The organism is Sphingobacterium sp. InxBP1 (genome assembly GCF_026191775.1).
Classification (GTDB): Bacteria; Bacteroidota; Bacteroidia; order Sphingobacteriales; family Sphingobacteriaceae; genus Sphingobacterium; species Sphingobacterium thalpophilum.
Genome location: NZ_JAINDX010000046.1, coordinates 244,659 through 270,934 on the forward strand (window position 1 = coordinate 244,659; position 26,276 = coordinate 270,934).

A 26,276-nucleotide genomic window follows, 5' to 3' on the forward strand; every position below is an offset into this window, starting at 1 on the left:
TGTTATGATGTGCAAAAAAAGGCTGACCACAAAAAGCGGTACAGCCATTTTTATTCCTTTTTTTGTATCGGACAGGTACGACCTGCCTGCGACTATTGCAAAAGATTCACAATATCTGCTTCTCTTTCTTGGGGAGAAACTTTAAGATCAGATAATTTTCCACTTTTTAATCGCCCTTCGATGGTGGTCTGGTCCGGGGCATGTAATTTAAAATCCACATCCCAATCCTTGGGCCACGCCGGAAAAAGATAGATCTTATCATCAGTGGCCTGCAGCAGCATCTCTTGTAAGCCGATCATTCCTGAGCCCCCCCAATTGTGGTCCGGTACCCAATCAAACCCGGGTCCCCAGAATGTCGGAAACCGGCGATCTGCGTTCTTGAGTTTTAGCGTCGTCAATTCTTTCGCTTCATCCGTCAATCCTAGGCGTGCAGCAAATATATTATGCTGTTTCCAGCCGACATGGCTTCTGAATTTACGCACATCGGGATCATACCTGTACGTATTGATTGCGATATCGATATCAGGCCGGCCAATACCATAAATTCCCCAAGGATATACGCCGTAAAGCTGTGGCGACTCTGTATTGTTGATCCGGGCCCATTGTTGTGCTGGAGCCAATAACGTTTTTCCATTCAGCTCCCTTAGCGGCAATGGTGGGATTCGGGATAAAAAGCCCTGTAGATACTTTCTCAGCCCCGGGCTGACCAAAGTTTCTGGCAGGGTAAGCATCCGTTGGGTTACCTGCTGCAACGCTGCAATTGTCGTCGAGGCATTATAAGCCATTTTGTAGGTCTCTGCGGAGGATCCGGGATACAACACCAGATGCCCCTTGTCATCCAGCAGCTTACTGCCCAATTGTCGGGCCCGATAGTGATAATGCTCGTCAAAAAAACGCAGGCAGCTCTCGATAAATGGGATATAACTCCGAATATCAGCTCCCTGATACCGGTCCGTTTCGAGCATCATCATACAAAACTCAAGGACGGTATCCCATTGGTACTCAAGCCAGGCATTGTATTCAAGGCCTTTATCAAAATCTTTTGGCCGTTTCCAATTATATTCCGCTGGGTTGGGAAGACCAAAATTTTCAATCTGCTCGGTAAAACTGGCTCCTCCGTGTCCCCAATACACACGTGACCGCCACTCCGCATTTTTTAATATACGCTGGTAAAATTTAAATTGTGCAGGCAGCATGTCAAAGTCCCCGCTTTTCAGCATGGGCCAATAGACCAATCGCTGATTCTGTGCGGTATGTGTGCCTCCACCCCAATTCCGGAAATCTGGCGTAAAATGGAAGCTGCTATCGACGGCGACAGGGTCATAGGTAAATAAACCGCCGTTAAATTTCGTTGGGTAGTTCCCATAGGCATTACAAGCCAGCATAAATCGAAACAACTGATAATTTCGGCCCACTTGCCAAGCCTCATTTTCTGGATCTTTCTGTTCGGGTAGGATGACAATATAACTTCTATTCCAAAACGCTTCCCACCAAGATTCTGTTGCGCGCTTGGTCGCCAATACAGACACTTTGGGCTTTGCCAAAGTATTTACATCTGTTTTCCAGCGCGAAAGTTGCATTGACTGGTCCACATGCAACGTCACCTGAAGCGCATGATTCCGCTTCGCGCGCTGGCTTTTGAGTATCCAGGACTGATACGGAGTATGCATGTAGCGCCCGCTAAGCTGGCCGGCATATATAAAATCATGCCCTTGAAAAAGGCCGCCCGAGGTTAGCTTCTTGAGTGGGTTGTACAAGGAATCCTTAATGGCCGACAGGCCTTGTTGATTCACCACGATATCAAACGCTGTGCTGTCCTGATTTTGATGATAAAAGAAAATCTTATTTGCTGCGGCTTCAACCTGATCTTTGTATGTGACCACAGGTCCAGGAGGAGCCCATTTCCACGAATTTGCATTATTTTCTTTCTTCTTCGGAAAAAGGTCCTGAAAACGCCAGTTTTCATATGCAGCTTGCACATTGACGTTCTGATTTGCTTTGATTTCGAGATGGACGTTTGGGCTGAACACATCTACCCACACCAAAATTTCTGCTTTGACACCTTGATGTTCACCTTTTACAAGGATATGTCCTTTGTCCAGCTGCAATTCTTGCAGAAATTTATCCCCTTCAAACGGATTGGGATAAAGATGCACACGGATACGGCCGAGCTTAAGCAAGGTATTGTTCTCGTCAAATGCGCCTGTTTTACCTAAATACAACAACAATTCACCGTCTTCAACCCACACATTCAAACCAATGTCGCCCCCACCCATCGGCATGGATTCGGATGAATTCTTACTTTGTGTCGTCCAGGACACGTAATAATCTTTCCATCGGATATCCTGGGCCACCACGGGACTCAAAACAGTAACAAGAAAGAATATAATACTAAAGATAAATTTTTTGGTCATAACGTTTATCTACCAATCGTCTGTTCGAAATGAGCTCAACGGCATTCCGTTGGCGCCGAAGACGTCTCCTATAACAAAGTCTTGAAAAGCGTAGCGCACAGCCACCGGCTCATCTACCTTGGGTGAGGCAATGACAATCATCTTCCCTCTCAACGCGGCTTGTGCCGGATAAAACACTTTATCTTTGCCCGCAATTTCAAAAGTTGTTACTTCTTTACCATATGATGTCAAACCCAAAGGAGCGTCCCGGAATGAAAGTATAGCGGTACTGCCCTTGATTTCAAGCTTATCATAAACCGGACTTTTTAGATGGATGGATTCAAAGCCGTAGACATCATGTAAAGCCAGATAAGCCAATCGTTCACCACCTTCACGTTTATGGGACGGATGTATACAATTTTGCTCGCCCAGATCCAATGTTACTGCCATGCCCGAATAAGGGATTTTATCCAGAGATCTTCGTTGTGCATCCCGCAGGTAGGCCGAATTGAATTTCCCTCCCTTATGATAAGGTGGCAATGATGCATAATCAAAGGGTGCAATCTGTGTGAAATAAAATGGAAGCGCTGAGTTCCCCCATAATTCACGGAATTTTTCAACCATTCGCGGGAAGAGTATCTCATACTGGTCTGCGCGTTCGTAGTTGGACTCACCCTGATACCAAATAAACCCACGGATGCCATATCCGGCAATAGGATGGATCATACCATTATAAAGCATGGTTGGAACGCGGTTTTTGTCTTTCAGTCCCGACTCCTGTCTGGGGATCTCGATATCTTTTTGATCAGCCAGCCAGGACGCTTCCATCCACGCTTCGATGTTCGAACCACCATAACTACTGTGAATGAGCCCCACGGGTACCCCCAAAGTTTTACGCAATTGTCGGCCAAAGAAATAGGCCGTTGCACTAAAACCAACTACTGACGCTGGCTCAGCTTTCTTCCAAACACTGGGCTTACTATCGGCCACAGGCTGCAAAGATGGGTTTCGAGGTACCGTATAGATACGCAGCAGATCATCTTTCGAATTCATAATCGCTTCCGTGCTGCCTAGAATAGGCTGTCCGGGGTACCCCTTCAGCGGCATTTCCATGTTCGATTGCCCAGAGCATAGCCACACCTCGCCAATCAGAATATCACGAAGCTCGATGGCCTGCTGTTCGGCAATTGTAATCCGATAAGGTCCTCCCGCCACAGGTGTTTGCACAACAATTTTCCATTGTCCCAGTTGGTCAGCCTTCACTTGGTACTTTCGTCCGTTCCAGGAGGTCTGCACGGTAACCGTTGCCTGTGGATCTGCCCAGCCCCAGAGAGGTACCCTACTCTGCTGCTGCAAGACCATTCCGTCCGTAAAAAGGGCAGACAAGCGGACTTTTGCATGAGCCCCCAACTGCCCGATAATTAGAAATATAGCAAGTAAATAAGTTTTCATTTTTATAAATTATGCATTTATCACTGTTCCAGCTAATTAATCAGCATACAAACATCCTGTAACTGAGAGCTCATCAAAACACGGGCAGCCACACGGCCATATCACCAAATGTACGGTTTCCCCACGCAAAATAGGGCACCAAACGTACAGGGATGGCTTCTTGATTGTTATTGGACGCTCTGCGATAAAGCGAATCCCATTTCGCATTGCTGGTGCGGTAAGCGTTTCCTTCCAGTAGCACGATATCCTGCCCCAATATATATTCATGTCTGGGCGTAAAATGTTCGGCTTGCTTCATCTTCAAGTCAAAGATGTTCACATCTGTAGCTACATCCTGCTTTTCCAGACAGTAGACGATCGGTCCCCGCATGACGGCAATTTGATTGCGTGTCTCCTCAACCAATGGATTTGATTCCATAAAAGAAACCTCCATCGGCAATTTGATTGCAATGCGATCTCCTTTTTTTAGGGCGCCCGATAGAACAGCATACCCTTTTTCTACGCGCGCTTCGATCCGCTCGTCATTTCGCCATATTTCGGCTTTTCCAGCCCAGCCGGGGATACGTAGCTTCAAAGCATAACCGGCGGGAAATTCCTGTAGGGTAAACAAGGCAGTGCCTTCCCAAGGATAGTTGGACTGCTGCACAATGTTGATCTGCTTTCCGCGATAAGTTGTGTTCAATTCATTTCCTCCATATAGATTTACCAGCACGGCATCTGAAGATAGACCATAAGCATAATTAGCTACCTCAGCAACGGTACGAACGATATTGGGTGGACAACAATTGGACAAAGAAATGTAAGGAACGCGTTTTTTGGACCAGCGCTGCTGAAAAGGCAAATCAGAGGAGTAACTCAACGGGTTGGTATATAGAAATTTGTCGCCGTCGAGGCTGATACCAGAAAGCACGCTGTTGTACAGTGCCAATTCCAGAATATCAATATACTTCGCATCACCTGTAAAATTCGCCATGCGCCAATTCCACAACAAATTACCAATATTCGCGCAGCTCTCATTATGCGCGGTCAAGTTTGGCAACTGATAATCCCGGCCAAATGCCTGATGGATTTTTTGCACTTCCGTGGGATCATATGAAGTACCATCTGGTGAGGTTCCATCATACAAGGCACCCAAACCGCCAGTGATGTACATCTTGTGCTGCGTGACATCATCCCAGATCTCAAAAAGACGATTGCTCAGCGTGGTATCTGCAATTTCAGCGCATAAATCGGCGACGCCTGCGTAGAGATAGCTGGCCCGTACGGCATGTCCGGTAGCCTTATGCTGCTTACGAAAAGGAATACGGTCCTGGTTATCATCCGTACCGTCTTCGATCTCACCTTTGATGTCGATCAAGTGCTTGGCCAGTTCCAGATATTTGGGGTCTTTGGTTGTCCGATAGAGCTCAACAGTACCCATATAATGCGACGGACAAATTGCATTTCTAGCCAGCGTAGGATTAGATTTTTTATAAAAGCCATATAGATAGTCGGCGGCTTTTATCGCGATATCCAACAGTGGACGTTGCCCTGTCACCCGATAATGTATGCAGCCTGCTGTCATTAAGTGTCCAATATTGTAAGACTCAAAACTTAGACGGTCCTGAAATTCAATATTTTTTCCCGATTGCTGCTGATCAATTGTTGCCTTGGTATAAATATATCCGTCAGCACGTTGCGCTTTGCGGATCACAGGGATTACTTCGTCCAGCATGCGAAGTAATTTTTTATCTTTCGTTTGCGCATAAATCGCGCAGACGGCTTCCAATGTTTTATAGAAATCGCCATCATGAAATGATGGCCCCTTATGTTCCCCTTTTTTCAGCCCCGCCGCAATCTCAAAATTGCGATAAGCGTGACTAATGGAAGCATCCGTGTATACATTCCACAGCTGAGGGACCATTTGTTCATAGCAGGATTTTGTACGATCGGCCCAAAATCCCTTGGTCCATTTCACCTCCCCCATATCAACCGCCGTCTGAACGGCATATGGGCTTGCTCCGGTATTGGTAATCGACTTTTCCTGTGCTCCGGCTTGCGCAAACATGGCGACAGAAAAGGTGAGCATCAGCAATTTACACTTCGTATTCATAATTCTTTTCATTTTGCATCTAGCCACAGTAACTCGACTCTCCCCTGCAGGCCCGAAGGTAGCAGACCTTTAAGAAACTTGTCTGATGCTGTGGATTTTATTCTCTTTTCTACCGTTGGATTTTCTTTTTCATACAAGAAGCGATTGCCCCAAGTATTATACACTTTGACTACGACCTTATTGTTGCCCTTTCGAATGAAATCGGTCACGTCAATCTGATAAGGCTTAGTCCAAACGACACCCGCATACTGACCATTGACAAAAACTTCGGCGAGGGATTCAATCGTCGAAAATTGCAAATATGCCCGTTGTTTTTTACTAATATGTACTACATTCAACTGCGTTTCATAGCTACCCGAGCCAGCAAGGTATTTAATCTCGTTGTCGGCACTTTCTGTCCAAAATTGAGGCTCCTGTTGTTTGAAGGAGTTTTTATCAGGCAAACCATCCGGCGTAAACAGCCAAGGTCCGCTAAGGGGCAGGGTGTCTAAAATTTGATACTTGGGGAGATTAAGTGCCTTATCGCTTGTCAAAACAAAACCGGACTGGTAGGCATCTAAGGTTAATTCAATGACCATTCTGTCATTCTGTAGCTTAAAAGGCAAGTTGCTGAGCCGGTCAAGTACCGGATCATAATGATATGCATGCGTATTTTTTGTCCGAAGCGATAGCGGGGCCTTTCGCATCAAACTGTCCTGATTGGCCACGAAGAACAAATGACCTCCTTCAAAACGGCGGTGGTTCCACGAGATATGGGAATTTACCCCCCGATTGATCACGACATCAGGGTCTATACCCAATGGAGTAAAATCGTTGGCTTGGTAGCGACCGACGAGTACACGTCCCTTTCCGATTTGCTTAAATTGTAAGGCCGTATTCGGAAAGGGCTTCAGCCCCTCAAATAGCTCTTCCACTAAGTCTGTATATTCCCGTATTTTCACATCTGTGAGCTTACCTCGCCATGTATGGGGAATATCTTGAAATAGCACCGTAGCGCCTTGACGGATCAAGGTCCGTAGCCGGTCCAGCGTTCGCCATGAATATTGGCTACCGTTGGGGTTTAAGGCTGTTTTGCCAGGCATTACCAATAAAGAGTAAGCGATATGATTTGCAAAAATAACCTGACCATCCTGCACCTTAGTTTGATTCCAGAGAGCGTCCGGATTAAACGAGTCGTAAGCATATCCCCGCAAGGGGTCGACCCAGTCTTCAGGCCTATACATATTGGCACTCGTAGTCACGCCTGCCACTTTTTGTAATGGTAGACCTGTATTGGTCAACAGCGAATCTGTCCGTAGTACGCGGGCCTTACCAATGACGCCGGGAAGGACGTCAACCAAGTTACTGGGCAGCACGGACCGTCTTGGGATCTCTTCGCCGATAAACACTGCTACATCCCGAACTGGCACACCGTATTGCAAAAGCTGCTGGGATCGGATGGCGTAATTAACCCATTCTATTCCCGGTCTCCACCAGGTTTGGTCTCGCTGAAAATAGGTTCCGATACCATCCATGGTCATCCCCGGCTTGCGGTCCATCCAGGGGTTATGCACATACACGTGGTAGACTAGATTATTGATGCCCAAGGCATAATTCCGGTCTTGTAAACTTTTCAATAATCGGGGATGCTCATCCCATTGGGCCCTGATCTGCGTGAAAGCCTCTGCCATGGTTACTTGTTTGCCATAAATATGGCTTCCCGAAACAGCATCCAGGATATCTGTAGGTTTGTCGTGTGATGGGCTTCGCAGCCAAAATTCACCCATCGGACGATCCGTTGCTGCAAAATGCGCCAGGCCGTCACCCGTCATGACTGGCGCTGTGGCTTCCGCCGTAAACTCTACGCCGTATTCGTCGGATTTTCTGCGCAGTGTTCCATAACTATTCTCCTGCAGCAGCTCGCTAATGGTCTGTCTATAGTCCTGCAAAAAGCCTTCCGAATCTGCGACACTATTGACAAAATACCCAGCCAAAACAGGCAAATAGGTCGTTAAATCATACCCCCGTCGTTTCAAAAATTCAGCTGGGAAATTATGAGTCCAATTCTGGCTGCCACACTCCCAGGAATCAATATGGAATACCGTCAGCACCTCCTTGGAAAGGTCGGGGTCTACCTTTTTTTTGGCAGCGCCAAACCATTGGTCAAATTGAAAGGCCACAGTGCTCGCATCCAACTTATCACATTCCAAGCCTTTCCCAGCTCCTGCAGTCTCGTTTTTATGCCCTGTAGATGTATGTCCGATCCGCAGTATTTTCCATTTTCCTTGAGGTAGCGACAGATCAACACGGCCTGTGCCATCGGGCTTGGGCAGCTGAATCAGCTTCTGTGCTCTCCATATAGACTCTTTGGCGACAGATGCTGGATCAGAGCTCTTGCCTACACGCCATATTTCACCGGTCTTACCTTCGATCTGATTCACGTGCGCTTCTTCAAATAGGCGAATGCCGGTAAGCTTTAATGAGGGCTTCCATTTACCCGAATCCAGGTCCTCGCCTCCCGGCTCGCTGCCAGCAGGATCGTAAACGAAACGGAAATACCGGGCCTTGGTATAGGGAATCAAATGCGTTACACCATTATCCCAATCTAACCATCCCATCCTTGGAGATTCCAGTTGTGTAACCTTTCGAAAAGTGATGCCGTCGTCGCTGACCCAGACCTGCAATCTATTCGCCTGATAGTTGGATGCCGTCCATTCAATTTTTAACGAATTGCAGGGGAATGGCTCTGTAAAGGCAAACTGTATCCAGCCCGGAGCGGCCGTGGCAAACTGCCGGCTATTATCCCGGTCGGCCAGGCGTTGCAAATCTTCGCCATAGCTATTGGTTACCTCCACTTTTTCCGTAAAACTCGTTCTGGCAAAATTCTCCAGCGGCATGGCAAATAAAGCGATATCCTGATAATACCCCTGCTCCGTAGGTGGCTGAGGTAACTTCAAGTGCTGCAGTTCTTCACCATGGCTATTGACCAATGTGTCCGCGTGAACAACTTTTTGCATGGATTTTTCTGGGGTGACCCATGGTCCACCTGCTGTTGCAAAACCGTCATTGGGCAATAGAGCGATTTTAAGACCATACTTTTTTGCCTCGGACACAATGTATTTGAACATGTCCCACCATTCGGGAGTCAACGATTCTGTAGGTGGCTCGAAAAGCGGTGGATTGGTCTTCCCTTTAATGGGGGCAAGGTAAGCACCCGCAATATTGTTTTCGGCCATCGCTTTGAGATCCGCAGCAATGCCTTCTTTGGAATAGCTCGCGTGCATAAAATACCAAAACACCCATGGTTTTGCCTGTTCGAACGAACGCTGGTCCAACGGCACTAATTCCGCCGGAATACCTTTGATCTGTGCATTACTGTTCAGATAACCCAAAAGAAGACTTGTCCCCAGTAGCAGTTTAATCCTCGTCATACCCATCTTTTTTGTCCGACGATCTGTAAAAATTATTTTGGAACTGTTATCCTTCATGTTTAAGACGCTTTATCTGGTCCCGCTTCATCATACCTACCGATTAATTTTCAACAAATTGTTGTATAGAACGCTTCTGATCCGTTGGAATCAAATGAAATGAATAGCTGTAGTCTTTTGCTGGAATTTGATATTTTGCCAGCGGCTGCGACACATCTGTCCAAGTATCATTTCCACCAACGCCCATTTGCTTGAGATCCACATTTAAAGTGATCTTATCTTCCTTTTTCAATTTAAACCAATGTTTCGCAGCAACAATAGCCTGCTGTGAATACGGCCATGCGCTCATAGATAAAGGTTGTTGGCCAACCACCAGTAAACCCGCATTTTTACCCTTAAGATGCATCCAGCGTACATCCATGCGGTTGCCGTTTTCTTGTGGATAAAGATAATGCTCCATCAATTGATCGATGTTCATATGGTAAACCCCAAGGTCAAAACCATAGGCACGGTCGGGATAGTTCTCCATTGGTCCTAAGCCATAGTACTGTATATCCTCAAATGTGGGATTGATTCCCATTTGGAGACCGACTTTTGGCAGGTTAGACAGACCAGCTTTTACATGCAGTTGATAATCAACGGATACAATTCCCGAACTTTTGACCATATACACGACCTGTACCTTCGCCGAATCTCCCGGTAATGCATACTGGGCCCGGAATTCGTAATCTGGACCTTTTGGCTGCGCAGTTAGCGATACCAATTTGGGTTCGCTATACCAATATTTTAGCTTTTTCTCCGGCTTCCATCCGCGACGGTCGTTGTCGGTAGCCGGTCTTGTGAAGTTAGGTCGTACAGCTTCCTTAATGACCTCCTGTCCCCCGTAAATAAAGGAAGACAGACTTCCGGTTGATTTGTCAAAGATTACCTGAAATTCTTTGCCGGCGACCTGAATGTCTTCTGTGGTTTCGGTTTTCTTCAATGCACTTCCGGTATTTGGCAGCTTACGCAACATATTGGGTCGCTCCTGCAATCTAACCTGGGAAGAGGAAACCACAAAACCTCTCGGTGCCCAAGCGGTCGCCTCGCGCAAACGGAATTGGATATCAAGCTGATATTCGTGATCTGCAGTTCGTTTAAACGGTAGATAGCGAGCAAAAGCGAGCTGCATAGAATCTCCTGCGGCCAGATCAATGGCGGGTATGGGCACTTCTTTCAGAAGTTGACCATTTCTCTGGAACAACAGGACTGCATCGTAATGATTTAGGTTCAGTACAGCCGATCTGTTTTTAATGTTCAGGCTGATCTTTTCAGCGTCCGCCAAGGTAACCTCTGCGGGCTGATAGATCCGTTTATTTTCATACATAGCCGCTTTGGGTTTATTCCATGCATCTACGATACCATTAAGGCTAAATGCACCATTATGTACTTTTTCACCAAAGTCACCACCATAGGCCAGTACCTTCCCATAAATGGAGTCATTCCGAACCAGTGCTTGATCTTTATAGTCCCATATAAAACCTCCTATCAGACGCGGCCTGGAACGAAAGATCTCCCAAAAATCGTAGATATTACCCGTTGAGTTACCCATAGAATGCGTGTATTCGACAAACAGAATGGGCCGATGATCACCATTATCCTGATTTAATAAAAGTGATGGCGTGAAAATCCCCGGATAAAAACGGGATACGATATCAACATAATATTGATCTTTGCTATTTTGAAGACGATGCGAATGATCATTGGACTTTGGATAGCGCGGATCCGAAGGGTCAATGTATCCGGGTAGCTGATGACTTCCCATTGCCGGTTCGTAGTGTACTGGACGCGTAATATCAAAATCATGTATCCACGCGGCCATTGCGGCTGTATTCGGCCCTCTACCCGATTCATTCCCCAGTGACCAGATGATGATAGAGGGGTGATTTTTATCTCTTTGTACCATACGTACAACGCGTTCATTCAGGGCTGCGAGCCAAGCTGGATCGTTCATCAATTTCCCCCCGAGGCCATGCGTTTCCATGTTGGCTTCGTCCATCACCATAATACCGTAACGGTCGCACAGCTCATAGATGTAGGGGTCATTCGGATAATGTGAAGTTCTGATCGCGTTAAAGTTGAATTGTTTGATCTGACGAATATCTGCTTCCATATCTTCGCGCGTCAGCGCTTTCCCCCGTTCGGGGTGATGATCATGGCGATTTACACCGTACAGATAAGTTGTCCGACCGTTAATCAATAGCTTACCATCCTGTGGCGAAAAAGCAATCGTACGAAACCCGACCTGACAGGTCTTGGCCTCCAGCAGACGATTGTCCTTATCATATAAGGTCAACACCAAGCGGTAGAGGTTCGGTTCATCCGGCGACCATTTCTTCGGGTTTTGAAGAGTCGTCTCCAATAAGCCAAATTTGACATTATCCAACCTTGGATAGATTTCATCGAAGATTGCTGCAGCATCCTTTTCCAATGGTTTGGACAGGACAGCTTGATTGTTGGCATCATAAAGCTGTGCTTTCAACGTGAAGCCACTGATGCTGTCGCCCGAGAAATTATCAATCTTTGGGCGAAGGGAGAATTTGGCGTCCCGATAAGCCGCATCCAACGTTGCCTGCCAATGGAAATCCGCAATGCGCACCTTCGGTTCGGCCATTAGGAATACTTCCCGATGGATGCCACTCATACGCCAATGATCCTGGTCTTCAAGATAAGACGCATCGCTCCAGCGCAGCACTTGAACCGAGACACGGTTTTTACCTTTTCTAAGGTAAGGCGTAACATTGAATTCGGAGGGTAAACACGAATCTTCGGCATAGCCAACATATTTGTCATTGACCCACAGTTGATAGGCTGAAGTGACACCGCCGAAATGCAAGGTAATATTCATGCCTTCCCAGGACGACGGAAGTTCGAAAGTCTTTTGGTAGGAACCAACGCCGTTATAGTCTTTCGGAATCCGTGGTGGATCAATAGGTGTAAACGGGTAGACTGCCGAACGGTAAATCGGAATATCGTAACCTTGCATTTCCCAATTGGAAGGGACATGGATCTTATCCCAGCCTTTTACTTCTTCCAGATGAAAATTTTGAGGAGCATCAGCGGGTTTATATACGAATTTAAAGTCCCAGTCACCATTTAAAAACAGCATCCGTTTATTGTTCGTCCGATCATTTTTTAATGCCTCTTCCACCGTCGCATAGGAATAAGCTGTCGCTCGTGAGGGATCTCGGTTGATCGAGGTAATCATCGGATTTTCCCACGCTTCCGGAATTCTTCCATCAGGTACAGGAGGGATAACAGCGGGCTTGCCGTCGACCGTCTGTCCTTTAACTGTACCCGCCAGAAGCAACACCAAGCTGCTCAGCGCGCAAAATATAGTATATCGGTTTATTTTCATGGTCTTACGCTTATTTACCTGCATCGGTATAGTCTACTTCGTATAGCAGGCCCGGCTCCAATAGGAGCTCATAGTGATGATCAGTAACATGTTTTACCTGACCACGGTTGACCCGAGGTAAGGTTTTGCTGGAAAATTTCAATACCCCAGTGCCTACCGGCGAAATCACTTTGATTTTTCTTTTCGAGACATACAACTCAATTTCTCCTTTCGGTGTCGGTACTTTACCTTCCATCCACTCCTGAGATGCCAGATAAGGGGAGATTTCGTAGCGGCTATATCCGGCTTCAATAGGTTTTACTCCTAAATAATATTTACCGAGCAAGTAAATTGGACTAGCTCCCCAGGAATGGCATAGGCTTTTGCCAAAATCCCGTCCATACATTGCATAGTGCTCCGCTCCTTTTTTTGCCGGGTTGTATTCTTCCCAGAAGGTTGTCGCACCCAGCTTCAACATTCCGCCCCAATAGTCTTTTAGCTCCTTCATTACGAAGTCCTTTTCTCCCAGTTCACAGAGTGCCTCGAGCTCATAATACCGCATGTAAGGTGTCGTAATCTTCTGTACTTCATCATTGAGCAGTACGTTGGATTTAATACCGGCACGTTGCTCTTGATTGAGATAATCAAAGAAGATGGCAAACATATTGGTATACCGGGTAATATTTTCTGTTTGTTGTCCTGCTATGAGGCTATGTGCAAAAGCATTTTTCTGCTTATTCCAATAGTAGGCAAACAATTTATCTTTCAGTATGGCGGCCTCCTTTTGGTACATTTGATTGTCCTGCGGCTGACCGACCAGATGGGCGCATAGGGCCATTGTTTCGAGGCTGCGGCAGAGCAGCAACTGCTCAAAGCTGACTTCTCCCTGTTTACTCAGTCCCTCAGCCCAGTCAATAAATACCCAGTCTCCAGCCAGCCCCTGCATCAATCCCTCCGTATTGCGTCTGTCAAGACAGAACTGCATCAACGTTTTCATCCGCGGGTAAATTGCCGTAATGAACTCTTTATCGCCAGTATATCGATAGTAATCGTAGATACTTAAAAACCAGTAAAAGGTATAGTCCATAATTGTATTGATATGGCTCACGGTAGGTTCTTTTCCGCGTAAAGCCAAAATAGTCCGCTTTACTGTCTCGGCATCAAATCCGAGGTAATAGTTCATGGCATATGACTGATATGCGTCACCACTCCATATCCAGCGGTCACGTTTGATACCGTCAATATAGAATTCCCTGGAGGTAAGCTCCATCGTATATTTGGCCACCTCCCATATGCGGTTCAATTCCTGATCCGAACTTCGGAAAGCACCACGGTCTTCCACCGGTAAGTACTCATATAACATCCCTACCTGACCGAAGCGTACTGTACCCTCAGGCTCCACATAAACAAAACGAAATGCTTTAGAAAGCTCAAGAGTACTGTCTGTCGGCGCCTTCAGACTAACATCCAGCAGATCCAGGGTCTCACATCGGTCTGCCGCCAATGCCTCTTCCTTCGATTCCCCGTAGTAAATTTTTAATTTCCCTTGCCCGACAAGCTTTTGAAAAGTCAGATATCCGAACGTATTTTTTCCGAAATCTACGAGAAAGCCTTTTCCCTGCCTGCCCTGAGCGACCGCCTGCTGTGGCCTGGTAGGCAGCCTGAATGTGGAAGGCTTGGCAGCGCCGCTATCAAAATTCCAGGAACCGGCACTGACATAAGTCGTTCCTGATTGATCGGAGGCTTTACCTGTTTCATCGATCCACTCTTTATCCTCATAAGTTGCTTTCCAGGTATGGTCAGTATACACATTTTTCCCTGAAATATATAAGGCAGGAACGTTGGCCTGATTGTACACCTTGATATTGATCTTTTGCTTTCCTTTCTGAAGCTGTACCTTCGCTGGTGCTCCGGGCAGCATCTTGCCATTGATCTTCACATTGTATTTGCCTTCGGCATAAATACTGATCTCTTCGTCGGCGGGTAAGTCAAATTCTTTGTTAAACTCAACAAGTACGTAATGACTGTCCATTTTCCAGAATGGTGGGAAAAAGGTACCTCTTTCTGTACGGCGATTTTGCATGTCGTTGCTTAGCCAGACTTCATAATCGCCGGGATACCAGATCCACGTACTCTTATGCTGTGCGAACGACGTTGTTACCGCAAAGAAAAACGCGACTATCAAACTAATTTTATTCATATGCAATAATGTGTTTTTAACAGACATAGTGAATATTTCTGTATGCTATAATATTTATGTTTTTTCGCATTCCCTCGACAACTTTATGTGCTCGCCGGTTTATACCCTTTTAACGCAAACCACAGGATAACCAGGTAACACAGCAAAGGAATGCTGTAGCCGATTTGTGTATTATCATGTGCCGCGTCAATTATACTTCCGGTCAGGAAAGGAAAAACTGCTCCGCCAACGATTGACATGATCAACCAGGAAGAAGCTTGTTTGGTTTCGTCTCCGAGACCAACAATGCCCAAGGAAAAAATAGTCGGGAACATAATTGACATAAAAAACCCCAAGCCTCCAAGTGCATATAATATCACCATTCCCGTACCCGAAATGGCCAGCCCGGCCAAAACAGCACAGCACAGGGCGTATATCGCTAATAAGCGCTGGGCTGTCGTATAACGTAGTAAAAAAGTTCCCACAAAGCGTCCTCCCATAAAAAGCAGACCATATACCCCTAGAAAATAACCAGCCGTCTTTTCGTCGACACCTGCGCCCTGCTGCGCCATCCGAATAAAAAAACTGGTCACACAAACTTGTGCGCCAACATAGAAAAACTGTGCAACCACCGAAAAGCTTAAATGCCGGTGTCGAAGGACGGCAAACAATCCTGACTTTTGTTCGTTTTTCTCAAGTTTCTTTTCTCCTTGTAGCTCCGGCAATTTTACAAAAGCAAAAATCACGGCTACAGCCAAAAGGGCCAAACCTAGGATTAGATAGGGCATTTTTACGGACGAAGCCTCCTGTAAAAAGTATTCCATGCGACTGGTATCTGTCATCGCCGCAAGTTCGGCTTCAGAATAACTCGTCCCCGACAAAATGAATACCGTTCCGATAACAGGTGCGACCATGGCCGCCAAGCCGTTAAATGAGGCCGCCAAATTGAGCCGATGCGTCGCGGCCTCAGGCCGGCCTAATACTGCAGCGTAAGGATTCGCGGCTGTTTCCAGCAGCGCTAGCCCACAGCCTATGATAAATAAGGCCGATAAAAAAAGCTCGTACATACGAAGGTCTGCTGCGGGTATAAATAAAAAGGCTCCAAAAGAGAAAATAATCAACCCTAGCATAATAGATCGCTTGTACCCCCACCTACGCAACGCATAGCCTGCTGGTAGTGCCATAATGAAATAGGCAAAGAACACCGAGGTGTCCACAAGCGCTGACTGGCTATTCGTCAATTGACAGGCCTTTTTCAGGTGAGGAATTAGTATGCCGTTTAAGTTATGTGCCATGCCCCATAAAAAAAACAAGCTGACAATCAGTATAAACGGAAACAGATATGCTTTCGAAGATTCCGTATTGCTTAATTTAATTGTTGTATTTGTGCCAATTTCCATACGATAGATCGGTTAAATGGAGGATTCCTTCCGTTTCGCCAGCAAAATATGGTCAGCGACCAGCACGACCTCGTCACGCTGGTTAATAATTTCCACATGCTCCACTACTGTTCCGAATTCCGGATTTTTAGCAGCCGACTTCTCGGAAATAGTTATTTCAGCATGTATAGTATCACCAATAAAAACGGGTTTGACAAACCGTAGGCGATCGTATCCTTTCGAAAACGCTTCAGGATTGATGACCGAAGCGGTCAGCCCAATACCGATCGCAAATATCATGGTACCATGAGCAATTCGCTGGCCGAAAGGCTGTGTTTTGCACCATTCCGCGTCCAGATGATGTGGGAAAAAGTCACCCGTATGCCCGGCATGGACAACAAAGTCGGTTTCGGTAATCGTCCGTCCTAATGTCGTCCGTTTATCGTTTAGTTTATAGTCTTCAAAAAAAATAGATTCAAAATGCATTTTAGTCGTTGGTTAGTTTTAATATTCTTATTCCTTCCCTATTGGTTCTCCGCCTCTTTCGCTGCTGCGATAAGCTGCTTCTACTACCGCCATCGTATGGATGACATCCTCCACAGCTGCCGGTAACACATCTATCTCTCCTAATTTGAAGCGCATCAGACTCCCCATACTGCCGATAAAAGCATCGGGGAACCATGTACCTTCAATCGGATAAGTGACCCACTCTGGCTTGCTTCCATCTTGCGGCTTGATACAATATTCAAACACGTCCGGCACTCCATGTGGATAGTCCATCAACAGGCCCATTGTCGCTTTGATAGCACCTTTAGTGCCTTCCCACTTGATATAGCTCTCTTCATGCCGTTGGCCAAATTCGTGGTCATGGTTTGTATTAACCACTGCATGCATGGTATCTCCATAATCAAACAGCAGGGTTGTCCGGCTCGATGATAAATCCTTGGCAGGATGCTTCAATGTTTTCGCATACACCGATCGTGGATTGCCCAGAAATGAACGGATCAAATCAATATAATGCACACTATGATACAGAATTTCCAGGCGAGGATGCACCATCACATGCGGAAACAATTGCCAAGGTGTATGCACAGACACCCGCACTTCCAGATCATATAACTCCCCGATATGGCCCTGTTCAATGAGCCAGCGGGCTGCATTCACAAAGGGTGCCTGACGGAGCTGGCAATTGATCGCTGCGACCAGCCCTTTTCGCTGGCAGACCTGCAGGATAGCCTGACTGTCCACATAATAGTCCCCCATAGGCTTCTGAATCAATACGGCGGCACCGTTGGGCAGTGCTTCCAACGTCTCGATAAATGTATTGGGCATGATAGTCACGTCATATACCGCATCTCTGGGTGCCTGCGCCACAGCGTCCTCCAAGGTGTCATACACATTTGGAATATCAAATTCTGCAGCTAATGCGACAGCTTTTTCTTTCGTCCGGTTAACAATACCATGTACCTGAAAACCAGCCTTACGATAGGCAGGTAAATGTGCATCTTTTACGATTCCTCCAGCGCCAATAATAATGATAGGAAGAGGAGTTTGGGGTAAAATCGTTTTATACTTAATGTCTATCATAACCATACATTTATTTTTTTCTGTGCCTTCTCTAGCAACGAGAGGCTATTTTCATTGGTTCTAATCGCCGCCGTGACAGCCTCATCGATGATATGCGCAATCTGTGGCCAGTTGGCCAGGCGCGGTAAGGTCCGCGCCGTCTCATGCAGCTCCGCGAGCTTATTATAAAAGGGGATCATGCGGTTGATTTCGGCATCACACCAGGTAGAATAACGACAACCTACCCCACCTGCGAGCGTGAGCGTTTTATCCTGCTGGCGGCTTACAGCAAAACGAATAAAATCATACGCCAATTGTTTATGTTGGCTTCCTTCGGGAATCGCGTATAGCCAGTATACGTTTAGAGATGACGACACACCACCTTCACCCGAAGGAATAGGCGCCACATCTACCTGACCTTGGACTGCCGAAGTATGGTCAATCTGTGCCCAGGAGGCAAATCCAAACCAATTGACCATCATCGCCACCTCCCCACGGGCAAATGCCGCTCCCGCCTGCACCGAGTCATAGCTCGCCGATTGTGGATGCAAACCCAGCTCCGCCTTAAATAAATGGCGATAAAAATCCAGCGCTTCCACTGCCAATGGCTGATCTAGCTTAACGGAAGTCTCGCCCTGTTGCAAGTCGCCCCCACGGGACCACAGTTGTATGCAGAAGTCAAACACGGCATTATGCCCATCAGGATAACCTGCGAACACTGTCCCGTATAAATTATCAGCCGGCCTTGTAAAAAATGTCGCCACATCCAAAAAATCGTCCCATGTTGTTGGCACGGACAAAGGCCTCCCGTAACATTCCTTAAAACGGTTCTGCTCTTCTGGGTCGTCAAATAGATCCTTTCGAATCACCAGACATTCCGGACCATCATGAAAGGGTAAACCGAATACCCGCCCATCAAAACGTTGCAGAGCCCGCAAGCTTTCACACCAAGCATGCTCTTCATCTTCTGGAGGATTCTGCAGCAGCATACTGTCCATCGCAGCTACCCCCCTAGTTTCGTAGGCACGTGTAATCCAATCGGTATTGATATGGATGATATCCCACTCACCGCTATAAAGTCCTTTTTTTTCGAAGAATGCTTCCGTCAGCTGCTCCAAATCAAGGGGAACGAACTCCATCTCCAGATCCGACGGATACAAAGCCTGATAAGCCGCCCAACATTTCTCCATGGCACGTTCAAAAGGTTCGAACTTCCGGACGGCAAAACGTAATTTAGCCATACAATTCCTCCATTATCTTTTTGTTATGCTCGCCTAACTTAGGTGAGCCTTTTGCTGACACCAACCGCTCGCCATCGATACGAATCGGACAGCGGGTTGTTTCATAACCAAATCCATCGCCCATCGAAACCTCCTGCAACATATCCAGGACTTTAAAAGCATCGTGCGCGGTCAGGCTTCTCCAGTCCAGCACATCAGCGCACCAGATATCTGCTGCTTCCAGTATTTCCAACCAGTGCGCAGTGGGTTCGGTTAACAAATGTGCGCCCAAAATGGTTTTGATGCTATCTCGTTCCCGAAAGGCCTGTTCACCATCTGCAAAGGTTTCCAATGCTGCACAACCCAACAATTTTCCCAGGACGGGAATAGAGCCCATCGCCAAAGCAAGAAAACCATCCTGTGTGCGGTATAACCCATAGGGTGCTGCCAGATAAGCGTGCGCATTGCTTATTGTACTACGCTGTGGCAACAATTGGCCGTCCCGAAAATAGGTCGTCACCGCTTCAAACTGTATGTCTACAGCGGAATCCAGCATACTCACATGCACATGTGCCCCCACCTGCTGTAATGCACGACGATATAGGCAGGCCAATATGGCGCTGCATAAATTTGATCCCGCAAACATGTCCACGATGGAGAGCCCCATCGCTACCGGGCCCTGCGCTGCGTCACCACTCAACCAGGTCATCCCCGTAAGCGACTGCAATAATAAATCCTGTCCAGGACGTTCTACCCAAGGTCCTTCCTTTCCATAGCCCGAAATTTCGCCGTAGATTACCGTTGGATTGATCTCCCGCACGCTTGCGTAATCAAATCCCAACCGTTCCATAACTCCGGGACGAAAATTGTGTAGCACCACATCAGCCCCAGCCAGTAAATCCCAGACCACTTGAGCATCGGCTTCATCTTTCAGATCCAATACGATACTTTCTTTGTTACGATTAATCGCGTGAAACACCGTCGAGCTACCGTTCAATACCGTGTTGGAAGTATAAAGTTGCCTACAAATATCACCCGTTCCCGGCTTTTCTATTTTAATCACCCGCGCGCCTAAATCTGCCAAACGTAGGCTGGCCAAAGGGCCGGATAAAAATTGGCTAAAGTCAACGACGGTATACCCTGCTAATGGTAACATATTAATTTTCTAAATAATCATGAACAATTGACGTATTGTGTTGCCCTACTTTAGGCGCAGGTCTATCGGCATAGAGGTGTTCACCGTCAATTTGGTATACACTCCGCGTAGTAGTCAGTGAAGTACCATCCTGCAGAACAACTTGCTGCAACATACCTGTCCCAATGAATCCATCTTCCTGAAAGAAGCGATGATAATCATTAACTGGTCCGCACCAGATACCTTTAGGCTCCAGAAGGGCAAGCCATTCGGCGGTTGTCTTTTCACACAGCATACTTGCAAATTCTTCCAGAATTTTGTCTCGCCGCGAAAACCAGGCTGAAGCGTCCTGATAAGACTGGCCCGACAAACCGATCGTCTCTGCTATATCCGCCACATTTCCCATGGCCAGAGCCATATAGCCATCGCGGGTTTTATACAATCCATAGGGCGCACTTAGATAAGCATGTCCGGCTCCCCGCGCAGTAGACCGCTGCGGCAACTTCCGGCCATCATTGACATGTGTTGTCAGCACCTCAAACTGCATATCCAATGCCGACTCGAGCAAGCTCACTTCTACAAGTCCACCCTTCTGGGTACGGGCCCGCTTCAACAGTGCCGCCAGTATGCCCTGAGTCAGATGCGTGGCACAATACATGTCGACTACGGCCAGTCCAAAAGGAACTGGCCCATCCTGCTCACAACCCGATAACCAAGAAAGCCCCGACAAGGACTGTACAAGCAAATCCTGTCCTGGCTTTGTCGCCCATGGACCTTCATTTCCATAACCTGTTACTGTCGCATAGATGATCTTCGGATTAATTTTCCGGACATTTTCATAATCCAGTCCGACTTTTTCCATGACACCGGGCCGGAAGTTATGCGTCAGTACATCCGCCTGGCGAATCAATTTCTTAATGTCTTCCAGATTGTTCTCATCCTTCAAGTTGGCTGCATACGACTCTTTATTTCGATTGATGGTGTGAAACACCAGGCTACTCTCGTCTACAAAAATATTTTTTATCGCAATCTGCCGTCCGCCCTCACCTGTCCCCGGACGTTCAATTTTGATAACCCGGGCACCGAGATCAGCTAACCGCAAGCCCGCGGTTGGACCTGCCATAAATTGAGAAAATTCAAGGACCAATAGGCCTTCCAAAGGTTTGTTATCCATTCTCTTCACTATCTACTACTAATGATCTCCGGTACATTGCATTCATCTTCTCCAATACAGTCATCTCATTTCCACCCTGCCGTAAATATTCCACGACCATATCTCCGGCATGATCCTGAAAATACAAGTGACCGTCATAACGGGGACGTAGGTAGGCACGCTCCAAAGCAGGCAGTGTGCTGGCAAAATAATTTGTCGTGCAAGCATTCACCCGTTCACTTTTCCAGGCACGCAGATGACCCGGCTGACCACCATTTTCCGCATACAGCGTTTCCTGAATCTCAGGTGACGCTACAAATCGTGCATAGTCCATGGCAACAGCAATATGTCGGCTTTGTGATGACACCGCCAGACCAGCGCCGCCTAGGGTGCTGATCATTGGTACACCATTCAGGGATACCAGATCATGAAAATGCAATATCTTTCGGGCATAACCTGCTCGGGCGTAGTTGGAATAACCATAGGCAAAAGGACAATAAGCAATCTCATCATCCTGTGTCATTGCCTCAAACACCTGGAAGGGATTCTTTTCGTAAAACGCTGGATCAAGTACGTCTGCAAGGGACTTGAATAATTTCAACACCTGTACGCCGATGTCATCACTGATCATCTTATTTTGATGCTGACAAGGCTCTTCTCCCAAAGAACAGCAGAACATGTAGAAGCTCATCAAAACATCTATCGGCAACAAGGAGAAGCCAACTCTTCCTTTTTTAGCCAAGGCTAACACATCGTCAAATGTCCGGGGGACTGCCAGCCCCCATGCCTGCAAAAGATCCATGCGACTTGCCGCCACTGGCGTCGCTGCATCCGTGGCCAATGCCCACTGCTTACCCAGAAAATTATAGCTTTCGTATGATTTCCCTACGCTATTCACGCGTTGGTCAGTTAGAAATTCGGCTGGCAAGTAATCGTCGAATGGCGCAAGCATACCTTTTGCCGCAGCATGTCCTGTCCAAGGGTGGTCGATCACCAATAAATCATATTCTTTTGCCAGGTCCGTCACTGACTTATCAGCGAACTCCTGCAATGTACGTTTCTTCCAGACAATTTCGACTTCGGGGTGTAATTCCTCATAACGTTGTGCGGTCGCAATCATAGGCACCAAGCCTCTGGTGTGCCCCCAAGTAATCCCTCTCAATTGGATTTTCGCTGTCATTCTATATTTCAGTTATTATTTAGCATAGTGATTCGTTTCGGATATTACCTTGTTACACATACCATTCGCGCACAATTTCTCAATCCGAGTTGAATAGGTTTGTTGTTGGTATCAAATCTGTTTATAATCTTTTCCCATCTCGTGCTTTTTGCCGAACAAAAAGCCATTTGTTATATTCAAATATAAATACAATATTTGAATATAAAAATTAAAGATGCTTTTTTAGCTTCCTAAATTGCACATCAAATAGTTTTTATATCTTAGTTCAATCATTGACAGTAAAACATATTATGCCATCAAATAGCTCCGATAAATATAAAGCACCAGCGCTCGAAAAGGGATTAGAGATCATTGAATTTCTGGCCCTACAGCCGTCTGCTCAATCCCAGGCCGAGATCGCCATAGGTCTTCACCGAAGTCCCAATGAGATCTATCGCATGCTTGCATCTTTAGAATCCAAAGGCTATATCCACCGCGATCCAATTTCGTCAAAGTACTCGCTTTCACTGAAGCTCTATTATCTTTCGCACCGGCATTCTTTCGTGGAAAAGCTTCGGGCAACCTCTTTGCTGCCGATGCAAGATGCTTCCAACGAAATTAAAGATCCTTGCCACCTCTGTGTGATCTACGACAATCAGGTCATGGTCATTGCCTACGCCAGAGGCTCATCTCCTATCCGGATCGTTATTGAAGAAGGCAACCTATACAATACATCACAAACGGCATCTGGAAAGCTGCTCCTGAGTTTTTCCGATGAAGAGAAAAAAAGAGCTATTCTAGAAGCTGACCCGTATTATCGTAGTCTGAAAAAAGCAGACCGTCAACAATTCGACACCGACCTGGACGAGATCAAACGTAAGGGCTTTTACGAGATGCCTAGTGCTTATGCCGAAGGCATCATTGATATTTCTGTTCCTATCGGAACCCGTGAAACAGGCATTATCGCCTGCCTCACCGCTTCCAAGCTTATCCGCCGTCAAATCGGACTAAATATGTCAACGGAAGATATTGTCGCCAGTTTGGAAAAATGCCGATCGCGCATTGAAGCGAATCTTGGCCTGAGCTAACCAGCTATTTAAAAACGACATAAAGCAAGAACATAACCAGAAACAATGCTATCCACGCAGCCTTCACCGAGGAGCTTGGCTTTTCCATTTTGATCTTTAAGCTTTCGCTATGCTCCAGTTCGTAAGCTGATTTCGGCATACACCATGCTATCCCAATACCGATAACGAGCAGGAGAGCGAATAAGCTAAATGAAAGCATTAGGTAATGTGGCCAAAACGGATATGTATCTTTGGGAAAAATCCAGAGATAACATATACCTGTCCCCAGACTTAGCGCCGCACCCAAAGTCAACAGCGTATTTATACAGGCCCGGTTAGTCCGTTTCCATAATACAGCCATTAAAAAAGCTACCGCAAGAGGGGGCGCTATAAAGCCCAGTATAGACTGAAAAATATCAAATAGATTGAGCCCTTTGATCTGGTCAATGGCCAGGGCCATAAACACCGATATTACACAACCTACGATAACCGTATATCGGCCAATTCGCGTAATCTGCTGATCCGTTGCGTCCGGTCGTATCTGCTTCAAGTAGATGTCCATCGTAAAAACTGTGCTTAGCGAATTGAGCGACGAACCGATCGTTCCGACCAGTACAGCAATCAGGACCACAATGACCAATCCATTCAGTCCGGTAGGGAACAGGTTCGTCACCATCGTCATATAAGCTAACGAGGGATCACGGAGTCCAGGATATAAAACGGAACAAATAATCCCAGTTAGGATAAACAATGGTAGGGATAGAATCTTCAGCCAGGCGATAAAATTAACACCCAATTGTCCTTGTTCAAGGTTTTTCGCTCCCAAAACCGACTGTACCATAGCCTGATCTGTACAGAAGAACGCGATTGCCGCCACAGGATATCCTAAAGCGATGGCATACCAAGGATAATCAGGGTCGCTGGCAGGCCTGATCAACGACCAATAATTCGCGGGAGTCTGTTGCAGCAGTGTACTTATGCCACCGATTTTAACAAGTCCCAAGAAAGTCAAAAAAGCCGACACGGCAATCAGCAAAATCATTTGAAAGATATTGATCTTCGCTACCGTTTTCAGGCCGCCTGTATAGGCAAACAGGCCTGCCAGGGCAACAAGTACGGTGACAGATTGCCACATCGGGATACCTACGATCTGCCGTACCAAAAATCCGCCGGCAAACAAGCCGAGAGAAAGCCAGGAAATCAACATTTTCACCAAAGAATACCACGCTAAGATCGTCTGTGTCTTTGCTCCAAACCGTTTACCCATAAATTCAGGCAAGGTCCGTACACCCGTCGCAATATAGCGTGGTGCAAACACCATGGCCAATAAAAACAAATAAACGAATGCATACCAGTCAAAGTTGACAGCAACAATGCCTGTGGTATACCCGACGGTTGCAAAAGCAAGCAACATCGAGGGGCCAACATTGGTTGCCCACATGTTGAATCCGATGCTGTACCAGCTTAAAGATTTCCCCGCCAAAAAATGCGCCGAGCCCTCAGCTTTTTTGCGGGATGACAGAAAGCCGATTGTCAGCAACACCAGCAGATAGGTGACAACGATGCAATAATCATATACGGTTAATTTGTCTAAAATCGTATTCATCTTCCCAAGCTCAAATCAACAGCATATCTTTCCAACAGTTCTTTTGGACGTACGGGCTTGCCGGTTGTCAATGACTCATCCATCGCTTGCAATAGGGCAATCGTACCAATGCCTTCTTTCATATCAGGGAAGGCCTCTTCGCCTGTGCGTATGGCCTTTGCAAAATATTCCAGATAATTTTGGTATTCGCCGGCATGGTGGCTTTTTCCTTCAAAGCGGAAATAGTGCTTGAGCTTGTGCTCCCAGGTCAACATACGCTCTTCACCATTTTTATCCGTAATCGCATAACGAAGATCCATATAATCCGCCTGACTGGCTCCCTCAGTACCCCGTAAAATACAGCTCATCTCACTATCCCGCGTGACTGGCTGAACGGGACCTGTATATGCGCCACTGACGCGCGCTACCCGGCCGTCTTCGGCTTTAAAAATAAAGTGCATGGTATCCACATTTTGAAGACCGCCTTTCTTTCCATTGGCACTCAGCATGCCATAGCCCATCACCTCGTCAATATTCGGCAGGTACCAGCGAATGAAGTCAACCGGATGGCTAAGCCCACCATACAGCCATTTGAAGGTAGATTGCAAGGACCAGGGTTTCTCCAAAAACCACCGGTGATCGGCATGGTAATAGCCCTCAATCGTGATCAACTCGCCAATAAGACCAGCTTCAAAATCTTCCCTTTGTTTTTTCACTGGCTCAAAAAAACGGGAGCTTTGCCCGACAAATACGCGCCGGTTTTTCTTCGCCGCAAGTTCGAGCAGACCATTGGCATCCGCGAGATTGTCGATAAACGGCTTGGTACAGATCACATGTTTATCGTGCTCTAAAGCCAGCTGAATATGTTTCGCATGAAGATGATCAGGGGTATAAATTGCGATGGCTTCAATATTTTTATCATGGAGCATGTCCTGATAATTGTTGGTATACGCATGAAAATCAAACTCTTTCATCCGATTACGTCCCAATTCTTCATTCAGGTCGCAGATTTGCACCAATTCGATAGAGGAGCTCTGCAGGGCTGCAGACATGGTGCTGCGCCCTTCCCCAAGTCCTAAAATTCCTAATTTTAACTTTTGAATACTTTCCATT

Annotated in this window: 16 protein-coding genes; 1 reads left to right on the forward strand and 15 read right to left on the reverse strand. The window is 46.6% G+C overall.

Annotated features, from left to right (window positions below; translation table 11 throughout):
- Positions 1-92 precede the first annotated feature (92 nt).
- The 13 genes from K7A41_RS13510 to K7A41_RS13570 all read right to left on the reverse strand — a co-directional run bounded on the left by K7A41_RS13510 (position 93) and on the right by K7A41_RS13570 (position 22,532).
- Positions 93-2,414 carry a DUF5703 domain-containing protein gene (locus tag K7A41_RS13510; RefSeq protein ID WP_265714103.1) on the reverse strand — a complete coding sequence of 774 codons (2,322 nt, stop codon included), beginning with the start codon at positions 2,412-2,414 and terminating at the stop codon, positions 93-95.
- 9 nt (positions 2,415-2,423) lie between these two features.
- Complete coding sequence (locus K7A41_RS13515; protein ID WP_265714104.1) at positions 2,424-3,845, reverse strand: sialate O-acetylesterase; 1,422 nt, start codon at positions 3,843-3,845, stop codon at positions 2,424-2,426.
- 73 nt (positions 3,846-3,918) lie between these two features.
- Complete coding sequence (locus K7A41_RS13520) at positions 3,919-5,937, reverse strand: glycoside hydrolase family 127 protein (RefSeq protein ID WP_265714105.1); 2,019 nt, start codon at positions 5,935-5,937, stop codon at positions 3,919-3,921.
- Positions 5,938-5,945: 8 nt separating this feature from the next.
- On the reverse strand, positions 5,946-9,347 hold the full coding sequence (locus tag K7A41_RS13525; protein ID WP_265714106.1) for a glycosyl hydrolase: 3,402 nt from the start codon (positions 9,345-9,347) through the stop codon (positions 5,946-5,948).
- 100 nt (positions 9,348-9,447) lie between these two features.
- Positions 9,448-12,741 (reverse strand): glycoside hydrolase family 2 TIM barrel-domain containing protein, encoded by a 3,294-nt coding sequence (locus K7A41_RS13530; protein WP_265714107.1) that lies wholly within the window; start codon positions 12,739-12,741, stop codon positions 9,448-9,450.
- A gap of 10 nt (positions 12,742-12,751) precedes the next feature.
- Positions 12,752-14,920 carry a trehalase family glycosidase gene (locus K7A41_RS13535; RefSeq protein ID WP_265714108.1) on the reverse strand — a complete coding sequence of 723 codons (2,169 nt, stop codon included), beginning with the start codon at positions 14,918-14,920 and terminating at the stop codon, positions 12,752-12,754.
- Positions 14,921-15,003: 83 nt separating this feature from the next.
- Entirely contained in the window at positions 15,004-16,299 is a 1,296-nt protein-coding gene (gene fucP, locus K7A41_RS13540; protein ID WP_265714109.1) for an L-fucose:H+ symporter permease, read from the reverse strand.
- Positions 16,300-16,311: 12 nt separating this feature from the next.
- A complete protein-coding gene (locus tag K7A41_RS13545; RefSeq protein WP_028071975.1) occupies positions 16,312-16,764 on the reverse strand; it encodes a MaoC/PaaZ C-terminal domain-containing protein in 453 nt (150 codons plus the stop codon).
- 27 nt (positions 16,765-16,791) lie between these two features.
- Positions 16,792-17,865, reverse strand: coding sequence for a Gfo/Idh/MocA family protein (locus tag K7A41_RS13550; protein ID WP_265714110.1), 1,074 nt, complete (start codon positions 17,863-17,865; stop codon positions 16,792-16,794).
- Positions 17,862-19,085, reverse strand: coding sequence for an extracellular solute-binding protein (locus K7A41_RS13555; RefSeq protein WP_265714111.1), 1,224 nt, complete (start codon positions 19,083-19,085; stop codon positions 17,862-17,864). Before K7A41_RS13555 ends, K7A41_RS13550 begins: the two co-directional genes overlap by 4 nt.
- The gene (locus K7A41_RS13560) at positions 19,078-20,220 is read right to left on the reverse strand and encodes a CaiB/BaiF CoA transferase family protein (RefSeq protein WP_265714112.1); all 1,143 of its coding nucleotides are present in this window, start codon (positions 20,218-20,220) and stop codon (positions 19,078-19,080) included. The genes K7A41_RS13555 and K7A41_RS13560 overlap by 8 nt, the downstream gene beginning before the upstream one ends.
- Position 20,221: 1 nt before the next feature.
- Complete coding sequence (locus K7A41_RS13565; RefSeq protein WP_265714113.1) at positions 20,222-21,373, reverse strand: CaiB/BaiF CoA transferase family protein; 1,152 nt, start codon at positions 21,371-21,373, stop codon at positions 20,222-20,224.
- Positions 21,366-22,532 carry an ABC transporter substrate-binding protein gene (locus K7A41_RS13570; RefSeq protein WP_265714114.1) on the reverse strand — a complete coding sequence of 389 codons (1,167 nt, stop codon included), beginning with the start codon at positions 22,530-22,532 and terminating at the stop codon, positions 21,366-21,368. Before K7A41_RS13570 ends, K7A41_RS13565 begins: the two co-directional genes overlap by 8 nt.
- 290 nt (positions 22,533-22,822) lie before the next feature.
- On the opposite strand from K7A41_RS13570, the gene K7A41_RS13575 reads away from it, so the two are divergent.
- Positions 22,823-23,599 carry an IclR family transcriptional regulator gene (locus K7A41_RS13575; RefSeq protein ID WP_265714115.1) on the forward strand — a complete coding sequence of 259 codons (777 nt, stop codon included), beginning with the start codon at positions 22,823-22,825 and terminating at the stop codon, positions 23,597-23,599.
- A 4-nt stretch (positions 23,600-23,603) separates the two neighbouring features.
- On the opposite strand, the gene K7A41_RS13580 is transcribed toward K7A41_RS13575, so the two are convergent.
- Together K7A41_RS13580 and K7A41_RS13585 are read right to left on the reverse strand one after the other, a co-directional pair.
- Positions 23,604-25,184: a sodium:solute symporter family transporter gene (locus K7A41_RS13580; protein WP_265714116.1), complete on the reverse strand. Its 1,581-nt coding sequence runs from the start codon at positions 25,182-25,184 to the stop codon at positions 23,604-23,606.
- Complete coding sequence (locus tag K7A41_RS13585; protein ID WP_265714117.1) at positions 25,181-26,275, reverse strand: Gfo/Idh/MocA family protein; 1,095 nt, start codon at positions 26,273-26,275, stop codon at positions 25,181-25,183. Before K7A41_RS13585 ends, K7A41_RS13580 begins: the two co-directional genes overlap by 4 nt.
- Position 26,276: the final 1 nt, after the last annotated feature.

Excerpts from the sequence above, each read along its gene's own strand:
- K7A41_RS13580 (WP_265714116.1), bottom strand. The coding sequence starts at position 25,184 with ATGAATACGATTTTAGACAAATTAACCGTATATGATTATTGCATCGTT.
- K7A41_RS13530 (WP_265714107.1), bottom strand. The coding sequence starts at position 12,741 with ATGAAAATAAACCGATATACTATATTTTGCGCGCTGAGCAGCTTGGTG.
- K7A41_RS13555 (WP_265714111.1), bottom strand. The coding sequence starts at position 19,085 with ATGGCTAAATTACGTTTTGCCGTCCGGAAGTTCGAACCTTTTGAACGT.
- K7A41_RS13525 (WP_265714106.1), bottom strand. The coding sequence starts at position 9,347 with ATGACGAGGATTAAACTGCTACTGGGGACAAGTCTTCTTTTGGGTTAT.
- K7A41_RS13565 (WP_265714113.1), bottom strand. The coding sequence starts at position 21,373 with ATGGATAACAAACCTTTGGAAGGCCTATTGGTCCTTGAATTTTCTCAA.
- K7A41_RS13515 (WP_265714104.1), bottom strand. The coding sequence starts at position 3,845 with ATGAAAACTTATTTACTTGCTATATTTCTAATTATCGGGCAGTTGGGG.
- fucP (WP_265714109.1), bottom strand. The coding sequence starts at position 16,299 with ATGGAAATTGGCACAAATACAACAATTAAATTAAGCAATACGGAATCT.
- K7A41_RS13550 (WP_265714110.1), bottom strand. The coding sequence starts at position 17,865 with ATGATAGACATTAAGTATAAAACGATTTTACCCCAAACTCCTCTTCCT.
- K7A41_RS13570 (WP_265714114.1), bottom strand. The coding sequence starts at position 22,532 with ATGACAGCGAAAATCCAATTGAGAGGGATTACTTGGGGGCACACCAGA.
- K7A41_RS13575 (WP_265714115.1), top strand. The coding sequence starts at position 22,823 with ATGCCATCAAATAGCTCCGATAAATATAAAGCACCAGCGCTCGAAAAG.
- K7A41_RS13520 (WP_265714105.1), bottom strand. The coding sequence starts at position 5,937 with ATGAATACGAAGTGTAAATTGCTGATGCTCACCTTTTCTGTCGCCATG.
- K7A41_RS13560 (WP_265714112.1), bottom strand. The coding sequence starts at position 20,220 with ATGTTACCATTAGCAGGGTATACCGTCGTTGACTTTAGCCAATTTTTA.
- K7A41_RS13545 (WP_028071975.1), bottom strand. The coding sequence starts at position 16,764 with ATGCATTTTGAATCTATTTTTTTTGAAGACTATAAACTAAACGATAAA.
- K7A41_RS13535 (WP_265714108.1), bottom strand. The coding sequence starts at position 14,920 with ATGAATAAAATTAGTTTGATAGTCGCGTTTTTCTTTGCGGTAACAACG.
- K7A41_RS13510 (WP_265714103.1), bottom strand. The coding sequence starts at position 2,414 with ATGACCAAAAAATTTATCTTTAGTATTATATTCTTTCTTGTTACTGTT.
- K7A41_RS13585 (WP_265714117.1), bottom strand. The coding sequence starts at position 26,275 with ATGGAAAGTATTCAAAAGTTAAAATTAGGAATTTTAGGACTTGGGGAA.